Raw genomic sequence first — 15,114 nt, 5'->3', positions numbered from 1 at the left:
ACTGGATCAAGTTCATTCAGCCGCATGAGGCGATACTCGATATTCACGGTAGCGGCGGCTGCGCTCGCACCACCGCAACACGCTGCTTGAGCGCATCGGCGTACAGCAGCAAGCTACCGTGTGCCCACTGCCCGACGTGGATCACATCCGCCCAGCCGGCATCGTCAGGCAGCAGCTGGGGCAGGACGTTGGGTCGATCGAGCAACCGCGCCTCATCGAGCATGTTGCCCTCCAGCCTGGGGAACAGGGCGAAGTACAGCAGGTCGCCTTCGATGAGCTCGTTCAGGAAGTGCGTCCCGAGTGAGACATCGGGGATCAGGTTGTCGTGCATGGCCACGATCTCGCACAGTGCGGCGATGTGGTTGATCTCCGAGAACAGCACCGGTATGCCGAGAAACGGATCGCGTGATCCCCAGCGCCCGGGGCCCAGCATCAGTACGCAGCGTCCTGCTGCAAGCCCATTGAGCCGGCCGATCACCCGCGTGACGGCAAGGCGCTGCGACTGGTTGAGTACCCCGAACGCGGCGGGCCTGACGTGGATGACCCAATCCGGCTGGATGACTCGACTCGGACCGATCACCGCACCACGGGCGCACACAAGTTGCTCTGCCTCCGCGGGAGGCTCCGCATCGGCCACTCCTTCTACACTGCGGACCTGCATCGGCCGGCACTGGAGCAGGTTGACACGGTAGCTGCCATCGGCGAGCACATTGAGGGCAAACTCTGTCTCCACGGGATGCGCATAAGCGGCATGCAGCGTTGCCAGCAGCGCTCGCAGATCAGCGACAAAGGGCGTGCGTGCAATCAGACCATCGAAAGTCAGGAAAGGCGGACGCCCCGGTTCCTCGCGGGTTGTGAACAGATCGAAGGGGAACCCTTCCTGGCCCCTGACCAGGTCGGCAAAGACACCCGAGACGACGGCATTGCGCTCGAGATCGAGCGTATCCATGCGCCTTTGGGCATGGCGGGCGATCGCGCCGAAGTTTGTCTCCGGGCGGAGCTCCGGCGCGTTCAGCGCCACCAGCCGGGTATAGTCGTCATCCGAGCGATCCACTGCACGCGTACCCAAGCCTGCAACCAGCCTTACCACGCCTGCCCTCATGTCGATCTGCGGGTTCCATGGATAGGGATTGACCGACAGCCCCACCCCTGCCGCATGCGGATGGAAGTAACGGCCGCCGGCCGTTCCCGAGACGCGCATGATCAGCAAGGCCATCTGCTCGTGTTCGTCGAGCAGGCCGCGGCGCTTGCGGTAGCGCAGTGCCTGCTCGGACAGGCTGCTCGCATAGACAGCCCTCACCGCGTCGAGCAGATCGGCGAGCCGCCGTTCGCGCGTACCCTGATTGACGCAGAACACGCTGTCGTACTGTCCCGCGAAGGCATTGCCATAGCGGTCTTCAAGGCGCGAGCTGGAGCGCACGATGAAAGGCCACTCGCGGAAGTAGTCCAGCATGGCCTCGAACTGGCGCAAGGTGCTATCCGGGAAAGTCCCCTTCAGGATGCGCTGGCGCGCACCCTGCTCGCCGTCCAGCCCCTGCAGGAAGCCCGCATCCTCGCGCTGGCGCCGCCGCACCCACCACAGCCCATTGCTGACGAAGAAGGTGTCGAACACCTCGGTGCCGACATAGAAGGAGTCGTGCGCCTCCATTCGCGCGTGCAGCGCGGGGGCATCGCGGCGCAGCACCGCGCGCGCAACCAGCATGCCCGCGGCCTTGCCGCCGATCGTACCGATACCAATCATGCGCGCGCGGACGGCGATCAGATCCTCGAGGCCAAGGTAGCGCGCGATCAGCCCCTGCAGACCTGGTTCATCGGGAAACAGCATGCACGCAAGACGTGCGAACGCTTCGGCCTCCGCGGTGGTGTCCGGCACACCGGCCTCGCGCAGGGCGACGAGCGTGCGTGCAGCGTCGAACAAATGCTGCCAGTGGCTTCGGATCTGCTCGTCCTCGAGCCCCGGCCAGCCCGACCCGGCGAGGATCTCAGCGACGGTGCCGCTGTCGGCTACTGGACGGAAATGGTCGCCCGCGTCCCAGGCGTGGATCAGGTTCATCACCGCCGCGGAACGGTGCTGCACCTTGATCGGCCGAACATAGAGCCGGTCGCGGCAACGGAAGACGTCGAGCAGGTACTGCGTGGTTTCGGTGATCATGCCCATGCCCGCGCGTGCATGGCGGTGCCGCAGCACGGCGAAGTAGGTCACCGTATCCAGATCGAACAGGCGCGGGCAGGTAAGCCTGAAGAAGTTGCCCATCATGCGATCCGACTGCCAGGCATCTGCCAGTTCCGACAGGCAATCGAAGATGTACATCGTCTCGGGTCCGGCCGCCTCGATCACCGAGTGCACCTGATCGACGAAGGCGTCGAAACCCGCCGCGGGCTGCGGATAGTGAATCTCCGCCCCGCTCCCTGCATCGAGCAAGGCGCGATGGGACGCGAAGCGGAAATAGACCAGACGCCGACACTGCGCCCGCGCGGCATGCGCATAGGGCGTCACCAGCGCCTGGTAGTCGTCGAGCGACTGGACCTGCCAGACGATGTTGTCACCGCGCGCCACCCCGCTGATGACAGCATCGAGTGAGCTCAGGCCGGTGGTGGGAGCGAACTCGGCGGACTGGGAAGCAGGGTGCGGCGTCATGAGGACCCCCGGCAGCGAGGAAGAGAAGCCGGCGCGAAGAAGGGAACTTCCTCCGGCGTGGACAGACCCAGACCCGATGGTATTCCTTTGTCCAGCCCATGGCTGCAGACACCTCCAGCCGGACTAGCCCAGACAAGCGCGTATACTGCGCGCCCCACTAAGGATCGAACCGATGCACCGTATGAAACCGACCGCCCGCGTTGCCCTGACTGCCCTGTTTGCGCTGAGCCTGACGGCGTGTTCGCAGAAGGTCGAGGATACCCACCCGGACCAGCCCGTTACCAAGCGCCAGGAAGCCTTCAAGGCCATGCTGCGGACCTTCGAGCCGATGGGCACGATGCTGCGTACCGAGCGCTTCGACGCCGACGCATTCGCGCGCCTCGCGCAGCAGTTGAACACCCTGCGCGACCAGCCCTGGGCACACTTCGGTGCGGACACGAACTACCCGCCAACCAAGGCCAAAGCCGCCGTGTGGCAGAAGCCAGACGAGTTCGAAGCCAAGCGAGTGCGTTTCTTTGAAGCAACGGATGCCTTGCTGGCAGCGGCCGAGCGCCGCACCCAGGCCGACGCCCGCAGCGCATACGAGGCGGTTCAGAACAGCTGCAAGGCCTGCCACAACGACTTCCGCCGCTGATACAACCAGCGCACGAAGGCTGCAACGGCGAAGCGAGCGCGAGGGAAAAGGCGAAGCGGGCCCGCGGATTCAGTCGTGGCGACACTGCCGGGGGTGGATCGCTGAGGGGGACGATCGTACAGTTTTCACGATGCGGCCCCGCTTCGCAGTTCACTTAAAAGCAAGCACCATGCCAAAACTTTGAACTCTTTCGATTCAAACACTTGCACGATCGACCGGCTCGTTTGAGCTGACACAGCACTGCCTAAATCTGCAGACATACCGCCACCAATGACAGAGGCGGCAGCACCTGGCAGCGGCAACGTCCTGCGCGCCTCACGCGAGCGTGGCTGCTCCATGATCAACCAGACCCAGGTCCTTGAGCCGTCGATACAGGGTGCGCTCGCTTATTCCGAGGCGTGCTGCAAGCTCACGACGGCTGCCGCGGTGGCTGCGCACCGCCCGCAGTAGCGCCTGGCGCTGAACTTCGAGCAGATCCAGCACGGGCGCCGTAGGCTCGATAGCGGATTCGCGATCCGAGGCCCCTGCCTCAGTCAGATCCAGGTCCGCCTCCGGATACAGTAGATCCTCTGCCAGGTGCTCGAGCCCGATGGTTTCGCCGTCGCACATCAGGCTGGCCCGCTCGAGCACGTTGCGCAGTTCTCGCACGTTGCCCGGAAAGGGGTAGCGCGCAAGTGCCTGCAACGCGGCCGCGGAGAGCGCCAGACGGCGGTTAGGTGCCACGCGCTCGAGCAATGACGCGATCAGCAGCGGCAGATCCCCTTCGCGCTCGCGCAGCGCCGGAACCCGAATCGGGAACGTGTTGATACGGAAATACAGATCCTGACGGAAGCCGCCCTCCACGATCATGCGCTTGAGCGGCCTGTGCGTTGCCGACACCAAGCGAATATCGGCCCGGCGCAATTCGGTGGAGCCGACACGACGATAGGTGCCGGTCTCGAGCAGGCGTAGCAGCTTGACCTGCATGCCGAGGGGAATGTCGCCGACCTCGTCCAGGAAAAGTGTCCCACCACTCGCCGCCTCAACCAGGCCGGGCTTGCGTGCGCTGGCGCCGGTGAACGCCCCGCGTTCGTGGCCGAAGACCTCACTCTCGAACAAGGTCTCTGGCAGGCCGGAACAATCGACCACCACGAAGGGACGGTCGGCGCGCCGACTCGCCTCATGAACCGCGCTGGCAAGGAGCTCCTTGCCCGTACCCGACTCGCCCTGCAGCAGCACACTGGCGTCAGAAGGCGCAACCCGCGCAATGAGCTCCAGCATGCGTTGGAATGCGGGCGAGCGGCCGATCAGGCCGCGATGATCCGAAACGCCGCGCGCAACATGCATTGGCTCCATCTTCTCGATGAACCAGGCAATCTCACCATCGGCGTCGCGCACCGGCGAAAGTTCAATGTTGACGTACTCCTCTCCGCGCGGCGTGTGATGAAGGTGCAACACGCGCTCGCGCTGCCCAGAACTCAGACTGCGCGCCAGCGGGCAGGACTCGCCAGCACGGTCACAGGGTACGCTGTAGCGGTGAGAAACCTCGTAGCAGGTCCGCCCCACGACGCTGGCACCATCCGCGCATGAACGCCGGTAAGCCTCGTTGGCGGCAATGATGCGGTAATCACGGTCGCACAGAATGTGCGGTTCAGGCAGCGTCTCCAGAAATGAGACCAGCTCAGGCAGCGGGCGCGAGTCGTGTGGCATGGCTGTCACCAATGGCAGATGTCTGCCGAAAGTCTGCCGGCTGCGAGCCCTGACGGTCAATGATCACGATCGAAGGCACGCAAGCTCATGCACGTCCCCCCTCCCCGCTGCGACACAGATACCCCTTCTAATAGTAAGTATTTCCTTATATAGTCATGTTTAGAACTATTCGAGTCCCTGGACCCCACGGAGATGAAGGAGGAACACATGAGACAAACGGCATCTGACAAGCCCGACGAGCGGCCTTGCGACAGCACACGGCGTCGGCTGCTATTCGGCGCCTCTGCCCTGCCGGTTGCGGCAGGCTTGGGCTTGACCGTCCCCGCAGGTAAAGCGGGTGCGAGCATCAAGACCAGCGCACGCGTCGTGATCGCCGGCAGCGGCTTGGCCGGCATCGCCGTGGCGAACCGCCTCGCCCGCGAACTGGACGGCGCCAGCATCACCATTGTCGACCGCAAGGAAGTTCACAACTACCAGCCTGGCTACACCTTGGTCGCCACTGGCGTATGGCCGGTTGACAAAGTCATCGACCGCAACAGCGATCTCCAGCCCCGTGGCATCGAGTGGGTGAAGGAGATGGTCGCCGAGTTCGACCCCGACGCCAATGCCGTGGTCACCGACAGCGGCCGCCGCATCGGCTACGATTACCTCATCGTCGCCACCGGCGTCCACCTCGACTACAGCCAGATCGAGGGCATGGACGTAGACGCGATCGGCCGCAACGGCCTGACCAGCGTTTATCCGAGCTCGGACGCTGCCGTGGCGACCTGGAAGGCGATGGACGAATTCAGGCGCAAGGGCGGCAAGGCCTTGATGACCTTGCCTGCCACCCCGATCAAGTGCGCCGGGGCGCCGCTCAAGACGACCTTCATGCTGGTCGACCGCCTGCGCCAGGCAGGTACGCTGGCGTCGTCCGAGGTGTCCTTCCATTCAGCCCTTGGCGTCGTCTTCAGCGTGCCCAAGATCAACGACAAGGTGCTGGCGGACTGGGCTGCACAGAACGTCGAAGTGGTCTTCAACAGCAAGCTCGTCGGCGTCGACATCGCCGCCCGCCGCGCCACCCTGGTCACGCCGGATGGCCAGCGCGTCGAGGAAGACTACGACTTCATTCACGTCGTGCCGCCCATGCGTGCGCCGGACGCGGTCAAGAACAGTCCGCTCGCCTGGCAGGAGGGCAACTTCGCCGCTGGCGGCTGGCTTGAGGTCGACCGCCAGACCCTGCGCCATCGGCGCTACCCGAACGTCTTCGGCCTCGGCGACATCAACGGCACGCCGCGCGGCAAGACCGCCGCCACCGTCAAGAAGAGCGTGCCGATGGTCACCCAGAACCTGATCGACGTCATCGCCGGTCGCGAGCCCTCGCAGCTGTTCGACGGCTACACCTCGTGCCCGATGATCCTGCGCGAGGGCTCGGCGATGCTCATCGAGTTCGACTACGACGGCAAGCTCACCCCATCGCTACCGATGATCGACCCGATGCAGGAAAGCTACTTCGCCTGGGTCATGAAATACCGCCTGCTCAAGCCCGCCTACATGGCGGTCGCCAAGGGCCGGGTCTGAAGGGAGACGAGACATGTACGAAATCTGGTTGACGCTGAATATCCTGTTCGAACTCGGGCTGATGTACCTGCCGGTGGTGGTGGGCACCGCCGCACTGTGGCTGGTGCTCATGGTGGTCGCCGCCCGCCGCGGCCAGCCGGCCTGGTGCAAGGCCATCAAGCCCGCGATCGTGGTCGGCCTCGCTGTCACCGCAATCACGTTTGCGATCACTCCCGGGCTGACGCAATCCTCCTTTGCCAACGTGAGCTACTGGGTGGACTGGGGTAACCTGCTGCTTTATGCCGCTTCCTTCGGCGCCGTCGGTGCGGCACTTGCCTGGCCGCTGGCGGCGACGATGTGCCGGCAGGCCTGACCCAGCCGCACGGCACCGAACGCAGGCTGGGCCCGGCACCGAGGGCGCGACTGCGCTAAACTCCGTGCGCTCGCGGGGCGCCCCGATGCGGCGCCCCGGCTGAACAACATCACGGAGAAACGAATGAGCCTTCTGGCCCAACTCAAGAAGGATTCCCTGCTCGCACGCAAGGCCGCCGACGGCGTGCGCGCCACCCTGCTGAGCACTCTCATCGGCGAAGCCGAAATGGTCGGCAAGAACGCCGGAAACCGCGAAAGCAGCGACGACGAAGTCCAGCAGACGATCCGCAAGTTCCTCAAGAACAACCAGGAAGCACTGGGCGTGATCAAGGATGCGGGCCGCCGCGCAGTGCTCGAGCAGGAGTCCGCCATCCTCACCGCCTATCTGCCGCCGATGGCAACCGAAGAGGAGGTGAAGGCCTTCATCGCCGACACCGTCGCCGGTCTGGCCGAGCGCAGCCCCAAGCAGATGGGCGTGGTGATGGGCGCGCTGAAGGCAAAGTACGGCAGCGGCTTCGACGCCAAGCAAGCCAACGCCTGGGTGAAGGCCGCACTCGGCTGACGCCGCTCCCGGCCGGCGCTGCCGCCGGGGCCGCAGCCTGCGATCAGGCTGCCTCGTATAGGCGCCCCTGCCAGCTTCCCCGCCGCGCCAGCTCGGCGCTGAGCCGCGGCGCCAGTTCGGCCAGCCGCATGTTCCACTGCGGGGCAAGCTTGAGCGCAGGCGGTACCTCGCTACCCAGGCGCTGCAACATGATGTGCGGCGCCAACCGCTCCACGAAATCGGCCAGCAGCTCGATGTACGCCTCCTCGTCCAGCAGGGGTACGGAGGCGGGATCCCGCTGCCAGTCGCGTGCCATCGCCGTGCCGCGCACCAGCTGCAGTTGGTGCAGTTTCAAGGCTGCCAGCGGCAGCACGGAGAGCCGCCGCGCCGCATCGAGCATGCCCGTGCGGGTTTCTCCGGGCAGGCCGAGGATCAGGTGGGCGGTGCTCTCCAGGCCGCGCGCAGCGGCGCGGCGGATGGCGTCCTCGCTGCAGGCGAAGTCGTGACCGCGGTTGACCCGCCGAAGCGCCTCGTCGTCGCAAGACTCGACACCGATCTCCAGCTCCACGATATGCTCGCGCGCAAGTTCAGCCAGGTAGTCGAGCACCGCCTCCGGCAGGCAATCCGGCCGCGTGCCGATCGCCAGTCCGCTGATGCGCGGATGCGCGAGCGCCTCGTCATATACCGCTTTCAAGCGTTCGAATTCACCATAGGTGTTGGTGTAGCTCTGGAAATAGGCGATGAAACGCACGCTGTTGGGATAGCGCCGGTCCAGAAAGCGCAGCCCGGTGTCGATCTGCGCATGGATCGAATCGCGGCGATCGAGATAGCCGGGGGTGAATCCGGCATTGTTGCAAAAGGTGCAGCCGCCCTGCCCCAGGGTGCCGTCGCGGTTCGGGCAGGTGAAGCCGGCGGTCACCGACACCTTCTGCACGCGCCCGCCGTAGCGCCGCTTCACATGGTCATTCCAGGCGTTGTAGCGGCGCCCACCGAAGGGCGAGCTGATCTCGGTAGCGACGGATGCGGCGGCGAGGTGCATGGGTACGGCCTGGGCGGGGCAGATCGGAGGCGGCGCAGTATGCGCCCGGCCCCGGCCGCCGCCCTTGACCAGGCGCAAATCGCTCCCCGACTTCAATGCAAAGCGGCGTGGATCTGTTCGGCCAGCTTGCGGCTGACGCCATCGACGCGGCACAGATCCTCCACCGTGGCGTCGCGCACACCGTCGAGGCCGCCGAATGCGGCGAGCAGGTTGCGCCGGCGTGACGGGCCGACGCCAGGGATGTCCTCGAGTTTGGAGCCTACGCGCGCCTTGCCGCGCTTGGCGCGGTGGCCGGTGATGGCGAAACGGTGGGCCTCGTCGCGGATTTCCACGATCAGGTGCAGCGCGGCCGATTCGCCGCCAAGTGCCAGCCCCTCGCGACCGTCCGGGAAGATCAGCGTTTCCAGCCCGGCCTTGCGACCCTCGCCCTTGGCCACACCGACCATCGCCACCGACTCGAGGCCGACCTCGGCGAGAATGGCGCGCGCGGCGCTGACCTGGCCCTTGCCGCCGTCGATCAGGATCAGGTCGGGACACACTCCCTCACCCGCCGCGACCTTGCCGTAGCGGCGCTCCAGCGCCTGACGCATCGCGGCGAAGTCATCGCCCGGGGTAATGCCGGTGATGTTGTAGCGGCGGTACTCGGCGCGCTTCATGGCGCCCGCCTCGCACACCACGCACGACGCTACCGTAGCCTCGCCCATGGTGTGGCTGATGTCGAAGCATTCGATGCGCTGCGGCGCCTCGTCCATGCCCAGCACCTCGCGCAGGGCTTCAAGGCGCTGCTCGATGCGGCCGGTGTCGCGCGCACGAGCCTGAATGGCGAGGCGAGCGTTCTTCTCTGCCATCTCCATCCAGGCTTTCTCGGCGGCGAAGCGCGGCGACACCACGCCGGGCGGGCGGTCGGTGATCTCGGCCAGCGTTTCCTTGACCGCCTCAGGCGGGAGATTCACCAAAATGCGCGCAGGGATGGGGTGCTGGCTGTAGTGCTGCTCGACGAAGGCGAGCAGGCTGTCCGCAGCGCCTGACACCGCCGCACCGCTGGGAAACTGCGGCCGGTCGCCGAGGTGGCGGCCGCCGCGTACCATGGCGATGTTCACGCAGGTCATGCCGTCCTCCTCGATTGCAGCAAGCACGTCGACATCCTCATCCTTGCGGCTGTCTACGAACTGCTTGTGCAGCACCGCCTGCAGCACACGTACCTGGTCGCGACAGGCGGCGGCCTCCTCGAAGGCGAGGCGCTCGGCGGCAGCCTGCATGCGGTTCGTCAGGTCATCGATCACCTCGCTCGCCTGGCCGTCGAGAAAGCGCGTTGCTAGCCGGACGTCGGCCGCATAGGCCTCGGCTTCGACAAGGCCGACGCAGGGCGCAGTACAGCGCTTGATCTGGTGCAGCAGGCAGGGCCGCGAGCGGTTCGCGTAGACGGTGTTCTCGCAGGTGCGCAGCTGAAAGGTCTTCTGCAACAGGTGGATGCTCTCGCGCACCGCCCAGGCGTTCGGGAAGGGGCCGAAGTAGCGCGCGCCCTTGGTGAAGGCGCCGCGGTGGTAGGCCAGACGCGGAAACTCGTCAGCCGAGAGCTCGATGTAGGGGTAGGTCTTGTCGTCGCGGAAGAGGATGTTGTAGCGCGGCGCCAAGCTCTTGATGAGGTTGTTCTCGAGGATCAGGGCCTCGGCCTCGGAGCGTGTGGCGGTGATGTCCACGCGCAGCACCTGGGCAACCATCATGGCGATGCGCGGGCTGGAAACGGTCTTCTGGAAGTAGCTGGAGACGCGGCGCTTGAGGTTCTTGGCCTTGCCGACGTAGAGCACCTTGTCGTCGGCGCCGATCATGCGGTAGACGCCGGGCTCCTCGGTGAGGGTGCGCAGGAAGGGCTTTGGGTCGAAGGCGGCTGTTTCGTTCTTCGGGTCGGACATGCGCATACTCGTCGGCTGCTTCTGGCGCCAGCGGCGTTGGTGATGAAAAGCCGCTGCCTATGGGAATTATCCGTCCTGGCGCAGGACTTCGGTACGTTGCTGGCCGATGGTGGCTGCTGTCATCGCCGCGGTTGCGCTCATGTCTTCGGGAATGGACGCGAGAAGCCCGCGGGCCTGGACATAGGGGGCGTGCAGTTCGAGTGCGAAAGGGTCGACAAGCCAGGCGGGGCGGGTCGTACCCGGCCCGATTGCGGCCAGGCGGGCAAGGCTGTCGGCGTCGGCGACCGGGGCCCAGCGGTCGAGCAGTTCGGCGGCGAGGTCCGGTCGATTGCACACCAGGAGCATGTCGCAGCCGGCGCCATATGCGGCCCTGGCGCGGCCGACGATGTCGCCGGCGACACGGGCGCCCTCCATGTTGAGGTCATCGCTGAAGATCACGCCCTTGAAGCCCAGACGCTCGCGCAACACGTCCCTGAGCCAGAACGACGAGAAGCCCGCCGGATGGGGTTCGGTGCTGGGGTCGGCATTGGGATAGATGACGTGGGCGGGCATCACACCGGCAAGCTGGCGGCCGAGACGATGGCGGTAGGGGGCGATGTCCTCGGCCCAGAGGGTATCGAAGTCGCGTTCGTCGACCGGTACGTCGTGGTGCGAGTCGGCCTCGACGAATCCGTGTCCGGGAAAGTGCTTGCCCACGCAGCCCATGCCGGCTTCGGCCATCCCAGCGCACAGTGCCTGCGCAAGTGCGGCGACGGCCCGCGGGTCGCGGTGGAAGGCGCGGTTGCCGATGGCGCTGCAGCAGCCGTAGTCGAGGTCGAGCACCGGCGTAAAGCTGAGATCGACGCCATGCGCCAGCAGCTCCGCGGCAAGCACGAATCCGGTGGCGCGGGCGGCATCGAGCGCGGCGAGGTGGTCCCGCTCCCACAAGGCACCGAGGCTGCGCATGGCCGGCAGGCGGGTGAAGCCGTCACTGCGAAAGCGCTGCACCCTGCCACCTTCGTGGTCGACCGCGATGATCAGCGCCGGATCGCGCAGCGCGCGGATCTCGGCGGTGAGGGCGCGCAGTTGGTCGGAACCGATGTAGTTGCGCGCAAACAGGATGACACCGCCGACCAGCGGGTCGAGCAGGCGTTCACGCTCCTCATCGGTCAATGCAGTGCCGGCAACGTCGATCATGACGGGGCCGCGCGGGCGGTGGATGGGCTGGGTCATGCTGTCGGCTCCGTTGCGCTCAGGCGCGCTCAATAAGCGCAAATGCAACGACGTTGTCGTCCTCATCGCTGATGCTCAGGTGCGCGCGCAATCCGTGCTCGCTCATGTGGGCAGCAAGGCGGTCATCATAGAGGTAACCAGGCTTGCCGAGCGCGTCGTGGCCCACGGCGACCGCGTGCAACGTGGCAGGCACGGCAACGCCGGTGCCAAGCGCCTTGCCAAAGGCCTCCTTGGCCGCGAAGCGCTTGGCGAGAAACCGCCCCGGGTCGCGATGGGCGCGCCAATCCGCCACCTCGCTGGCGGCGAGGATGCGCAAGGCAAAACGCTCGCCGTGGCGCTCGAGCGCGGCGCGCATGCGCTGCACGCGCACGATGTCGGTGCCGATACCGTGTATCACGCGCAGCCCTCCGCGAGCAGCATCAGGCCGTGAGCGCGGCTTCGCGCAGCAGCCGCTTCATCTCGGCCACCGCTTCGCGCAGGCCGACGAAGACCGAACGGCTGACGATCGAATGGCCGATGTGCAACTCGCGGATGCCAGGCAGGCGGGCAACCGGCTGGACGTTGTAGTAGTTCAGCGCATGGCCGGCGTTGAAGCGCATGCCGAGCCGGCGCACTGCTTCGCCGGCGATGCGGATCTTGTCGAGCTCGTCGACCACCGCCGGCGCCTCGGCATCACGGCCGGCGGCATGGAAGGCGTGGGCGTAGGGGCCGGTGTGGATCTCGCACACGCGCGCGCCGATGCGCGCAGCTGCCTCGATCTGCTCGAGCTCGGCATCGATGAACACGCTGGTGACGATGCCGGTGTCGGCCAGGCGGGCGATCACGTCACGCAGGCGCGTCTCCTGCGCCAGCACATCCAGCCCGCCCTCGGTGGTGACCTCGTGGCGTCCCTCGGGGACCAGCATGGCCATCTGCGGTTTGGTGCGGCAGGCGATGTCGACCATCTCGTCGGTGGCGGCCATCTCGAGGTTGAGCTTGACCTGGGTGAGTTCGGCGAGGCGGCGCACGTCGTCGTCGTTGATGTGGCGGCGGTCCTCACGCAGGTGGATGGTGATGCCGTCCGCACCGCCCAGATGGGCCTCGACCGCGGCCCACACCGGGTCAGGCTCCCAGGTGCGGCGCGCCTGGCGCAAGGTGGCAACGTGGTCGATATTGACGCCGAGTTCGATCATCAGAGTTCCTGCAGTTCCTTGAGCACCCGGCGCGATTGCAGCGGCTGGCCGCCCAGGGTGTGGTTGATGAGCATGCGCAGCAACTGCTTGGACTGGGCCAGCGTTTCCGCGCGCGAGAAATCGTCGGCGGCCATGTCGAGCAGGGTCTGCCCGGACAGCAGCGCCTGGTCACCGAGCGCAGCAGGGTCGACACCCTCCCCTTCAAGGGTTTCCAGGCGCAGCGGGCCGCGTTCGATAATGTAAATGTAGCGCCCTTCGGGGCGCACGGCACCGCCACCGTCGGCCTCGTTCGCGAGTCCAGCCTCATAGCCAAGGTCCTGCAGCAAGGCAAGCTCGAAGCGGCGCAGGATCGGTGGCTCGGATTCGCCGCGACCAAGGGCACGCACGGCCTTGGCGTAGGCGATGAAGAGCTCCGGGTGGGGATCTTCTCGGGCGGTCAGGCGCACCAGCAACTCGTTGAGGTAGTAGCCACAAATCAGCGCACGACCAGTGAGCAGTGGCTGTCCGCCCTGCCACTCGGCGCGCACGAGCGTCTTGACCTCGCCGCCGCCCGACCAGTCCATCGACAATGGCTGAAAGGCCATCAGCACCCCACGCAGCTGCGAATGCGGCCGGCGCGCCCCCTTGGCGACGAGCGCAACGCGGCCATGATCGCGCGCGAACACCTCTACGATCAGGCTCGTCTCACGCCAGGGATAGGTGTGCAGCACCCAGGCCGGTTGCTGCTCGACGCGCTGCTTGGCTGCCGCCATTGCCCTGCGCCCGGATCACTCGTAACCGAGGCTCTTCAGCGCGCGCTCGTCGTCGGCCCAGCCGCTCTTGATCTTGACCCAGACCTCGAGAAACACCTTGCCGTCGAACAGCTTCTCGAGCTCGACGCGCGCCTCGCTGGAGATGCGCTTGAGCTTCTCGCCGCCCTTGCCGATCACCATCGCCTTGTGGCCTGGCTTGTCGACGATCACTGCAGCGTGGATGCGACGCAGGTTGCCCTCGACCTCGAACTTCTCGATCTCCACCGCGATGCCGTAGGGCAGCTCGTCGCCGAGCAGGCGGAACAGCTTCTCGCGCAGGAATTCGGAGGCCAGGAAGCGTTCGCTGCGGTCGGTGATCTCGTCCTCCTCGAACATCGGCGTAGCCACGGGCAAGAGCGGCGTCGCCGCCTTGACCAGGGTGTCGACGTTGCGCCCCTTCTCCGCAGACAGCGGCACGATCTCGATGAACTCGCGTGCCTGGCGCACCTGGTCGATGAAGGGCAGCAGACGGGCCTTGTCCTTCAACTGATCGACCTTGTTGATCACCAGAATGACCTTGGACGTCTCCGGGATCACCGACAGCACCTTGCGGTCATCGTCGGTGAAGCGGCCAGCCTCGATGACGAAGAAGACCAGGTCCACATCGGCCAGCACCTGCGACACGGTGCGATTCATCGACCGGTTGAGGGCGTTGCGGTGATGCGTCTGGAAGCCCGGCGTGTCGACAAACACGAACTGCGCATCGGCTTCGGTGAGAATGCCGGTGACGCGATGGCGGGTGGTCTGCGCCTTGCTGGAGACGATACTGATCTTCTGCCCGATCAGGCGATTGAGCAGGGTCGACTTGCCGACGTTGGGGCGGCCGACAATGGCGACAAAGCCGGCGCGGAAGGCGCCGTCCGAGTTGCCGTCGGCCGGGCTGTCGAGAGTATGTTCGTTCATTGCTTCCTGAGTGCCGCGAGGGCGAGTTCGGCTGACTGTTGTTCGGCGATACGGCGGCTCGGGCCGCGGCCCAGCGTACGCACGCCAAGCTTGGGCACTTCGCAGGCCACCTCGAATTCCTGCGCATGGGCCTCGCCAAGCGCCTGCACCATCGAATAGGTCGGCACCGCGATCCTGCGCGCCTGCAGCCACTCCTGCAAGGCCGTCTTGGCATCCTTGCTCGGCCGCCGCGGATCGACTTCGGAGAGCAGTGGCGCATAAAGGCGGTCGATGACCTGCTTTGCAGCGTCGAAACCACCGTCGAGAAAGACCGCCGCAAAAACGGCCTCGAGCGCATCGGCCAGTATCGATGGCCGCTTGCTGCCACCCGACTTCAACTCGCCTTCGCCAAGGTGCAGGAACGCACCCAGCTCTAGCTCCAGGGCAATGCGATAGAGCGCGTCCTGGCGTACGAGAGAGGCACGGACGCGCGACAGGTCACCTTCGCGCAAACCACCGAAACGCTCGAACAGCGCAATCGAGATCACGCAGTTGAGGATGCTGTCGCCCAGGAACTCGAAGCGCTCGTTGTTGGGCTGGCCGAAGCTGCGGTGGGTCAGGGCCTCGCGCAGCAGCCGGGGATCACCGAATACGTGGCCCAGGCGCGACTGCAACTGATCGGGCGCCATGGG

At 65.9% G+C, this 15,114-nt stretch carries 14 protein-coding genes; 4 read left to right on the top strand and 10 right to left on the bottom strand.

Features of this window, described 5'->3' with window-relative positions:
* Nucleotides 1–43: 43 nt before the first annotated feature.
* Entirely contained in the window at nucleotides 44–2,638 is a 2,595-nt protein-coding gene (locus B447_RS12665; protein ID WP_002940558.1) for a PEP/pyruvate-binding domain-containing protein, read from the bottom strand.
* Nucleotides 2,639–2,810: 172 nt separating this feature from the next.
* On the opposite strand from B447_RS12665, the gene B447_RS12660 reads away from it, so the two are divergent.
* Nucleotides 2,811–3,272: a c-type cytochrome gene (locus tag B447_RS12660; RefSeq protein ID WP_002940555.1), complete on the top strand. Its 462-nt coding sequence runs from the start codon at nucleotides 2,811–2,813 to the stop codon at nucleotides 3,270–3,272.
* Between the two features lie 315 nt (nucleotides 3,273–3,587).
* On the opposite strand, the gene B447_RS12655 is transcribed toward B447_RS12660, so the two are convergent.
* A complete protein-coding gene (locus B447_RS12655) occupies nucleotides 3,588–4,961 on the bottom strand; it encodes a sigma-54 interaction domain-containing protein (RefSeq protein WP_002940552.1) in 1,374 nt (457 codons plus the stop codon).
* A gap of 207 nt (nucleotides 4,962–5,168) precedes the next feature.
* Here B447_RS12655 and B447_RS12650 point away from each other — a divergent pair, with 207 nt between their 5' ends.
* The 3 genes from B447_RS12650 to B447_RS12640 all read left to right on the top strand — a co-directional run bounded on the left by B447_RS12650 (nucleotide 5,169) and on the right by B447_RS12640 (nucleotide 7,434).
* Nucleotides 5,169–6,521, top strand: coding sequence for an NAD(P)/FAD-dependent oxidoreductase (locus B447_RS12650; RefSeq protein WP_002940550.1), 1,353 nt, complete (start codon nucleotides 5,169–5,171; stop codon nucleotides 6,519–6,521).
* A gap of 13 nt (nucleotides 6,522–6,534) precedes the next feature.
* The gene (locus B447_RS12645; RefSeq protein WP_002940548.1) at nucleotides 6,535–6,873 is read left to right on the top strand and encodes a hypothetical protein; all 339 of its coding nucleotides are present in this window, start codon (nucleotides 6,535–6,537) and stop codon (nucleotides 6,871–6,873) included.
* A 123-nt stretch (nucleotides 6,874–6,996) separates the two neighbouring features.
* Complete coding sequence (locus tag B447_RS12640; RefSeq protein ID WP_002929989.1) at nucleotides 6,997–7,434, top strand: GatB/YqeY domain-containing protein; 438 nt, start codon at nucleotides 6,997–6,999, stop codon at nucleotides 7,432–7,434.
* A gap of 43 nt (nucleotides 7,435–7,477) precedes the next feature.
* Here B447_RS12640 and B447_RS12635 read toward each other — a convergent pair whose 3' ends face one another.
* The 8 genes from B447_RS12635 to rnc all read right to left on the bottom strand — a co-directional run bounded on the left by B447_RS12635 (nucleotide 7,478) and on the right by rnc (nucleotide 15,111).
* Nucleotides 7,478–8,452 carry a TIGR01212 family radical SAM protein gene (locus tag B447_RS12635; protein ID WP_002940541.1) on the bottom strand — a complete coding sequence of 325 codons (975 nt, stop codon included), beginning with the start codon at nucleotides 8,450–8,452 and terminating at the stop codon, nucleotides 7,478–7,480.
* Nucleotides 8,453–8,544: 92 nt separating this feature from the next.
* Nucleotides 8,545–10,371, bottom strand: a complete 1,827-nt coding sequence (gene uvrC, locus B447_RS12630) for an excinuclease ABC subunit UvrC (protein WP_002940540.1) — start codon at nucleotides 10,369–10,371, stop codon at nucleotides 8,545–8,547.
* Between the two features lie 60 nt (nucleotides 10,372–10,431).
* Nucleotides 10,432–11,577, bottom strand: coding sequence for a beta-N-acetylhexosaminidase (gene nagZ / locus B447_RS12625; protein ID WP_002940539.1), 1,146 nt, complete (start codon nucleotides 11,575–11,577; stop codon nucleotides 10,432–10,434).
* A gap of 19 nt (nucleotides 11,578–11,596) precedes the next feature.
* Nucleotides 11,597–11,974: a holo-ACP synthase gene (gene acpS / locus B447_RS12620; RefSeq protein ID WP_002940531.1), complete on the bottom strand. Its 378-nt coding sequence runs from the start codon at nucleotides 11,972–11,974 to the stop codon at nucleotides 11,597–11,599.
* Nucleotides 11,975–11,996: 22 nt separating this feature from the next.
* The gene (locus B447_RS12615) at nucleotides 11,997–12,749 is read right to left on the bottom strand and encodes a pyridoxine 5'-phosphate synthase (RefSeq protein ID WP_002940529.1); all 753 of its coding nucleotides are present in this window, start codon (nucleotides 12,747–12,749) and stop codon (nucleotides 11,997–11,999) included.
* The gene (recO, locus tag B447_RS12610) at nucleotides 12,749–13,501 is read right to left on the bottom strand and encodes a DNA repair protein RecO (RefSeq protein WP_002940528.1); all 753 of its coding nucleotides are present in this window, start codon (nucleotides 13,499–13,501) and stop codon (nucleotides 12,749–12,751) included. The genes B447_RS12615 and recO overlap by 1 nt, the downstream gene beginning before the upstream one ends.
* A 15-nt stretch (nucleotides 13,502–13,516) precedes the next feature.
* Entirely contained in the window at nucleotides 13,517–14,443 is a 927-nt protein-coding gene (era, locus tag B447_RS12605) for a GTPase Era (RefSeq protein WP_002930001.1), read from the bottom strand.
* Nucleotides 14,440–15,111, bottom strand: a complete 672-nt coding sequence (gene rnc / locus B447_RS12600) for a ribonuclease III (protein WP_002930005.1) — start codon at nucleotides 15,109–15,111, stop codon at nucleotides 14,440–14,442. Before rnc ends, era begins: the two co-directional genes overlap by 4 nt.
* Nucleotides 15,112–15,114 lie beyond the last annotated feature (3 nt).

Origin of the sequence: Thauera sp. 27, assembly GCF_000310125.2 — a bacterium.
GTDB lineage: Bacteria > Pseudomonadota > Gammaproteobacteria > Burkholderiales > Rhodocyclaceae > Thauera > Thauera mechernichensis.
This window is presented reverse-complemented; position numbering and strand designations above follow the sequence as displayed.

Bases quoted from the DNA above. Each gene is read 5' to 3' on its own strand.
- B447_RS12615 (WP_002940529.1), bottom strand. From the start codon at position 12,749: ATGATCGAACTCGGCGTCAATATCGACCACGTTGCCACCTTGCGCCAG.
- rnc (WP_002930005.1), bottom strand. From the start codon at position 15,111: ATGGCGCCCGATCAGTTGCAGTCGCGCCTGGGCCACGTATTCGGTGAT.
- uvrC (WP_002940540.1), bottom strand. From the start codon at position 10,371: ATGCGCATGTCCGACCCGAAGAACGAAACAGCCGCCTTCGACCCAAAG.
- B447_RS12640 (WP_002929989.1), top strand. From the start codon at position 6,997: ATGAGCCTTCTGGCCCAACTCAAGAAGGATTCCCTGCTCGCACGCAAG.
- B447_RS12665 (WP_002940558.1), bottom strand. From the start codon at position 2,638: ATGACGCCGCACCCTGCTTCCCAGTCCGCCGAGTTCGCTCCCACCACC.
- recO (WP_002940528.1), bottom strand. From the start codon at position 13,501: ATGGCGGCAGCCAAGCAGCGCGTCGAGCAGCAACCGGCCTGGGTGCTG.
- B447_RS12650 (WP_002940550.1), top strand. From the start codon at position 5,169: ATGAGACAAACGGCATCTGACAAGCCCGACGAGCGGCCTTGCGACAGC.
- B447_RS12635 (WP_002940541.1), bottom strand. From the start codon at position 8,452: ATGCACCTCGCCGCCGCATCCGTCGCTACCGAGATCAGCTCGCCCTTC.
- era (WP_002930001.1), bottom strand. From the start codon at position 14,443: ATGAACGAACATACTCTCGACAGCCCGGCCGACGGCAACTCGGACGGC.
- B447_RS12660 (WP_002940555.1), top strand. From the start codon at position 2,811: ATGCACCGTATGAAACCGACCGCCCGCGTTGCCCTGACTGCCCTGTTT.
- nagZ (WP_002940539.1), bottom strand. From the start codon at position 11,577: ATGACCCAGCCCATCCACCGCCCGCGCGGCCCCGTCATGATCGACGTT.
- B447_RS12655 (WP_002940552.1), bottom strand. From the start codon at position 4,961: ATGCCACACGACTCGCGCCCGCTGCCTGAGCTGGTCTCATTTCTGGAG.
- B447_RS12645 (WP_002940548.1), top strand. From the start codon at position 6,535: ATGTACGAAATCTGGTTGACGCTGAATATCCTGTTCGAACTCGGGCTG.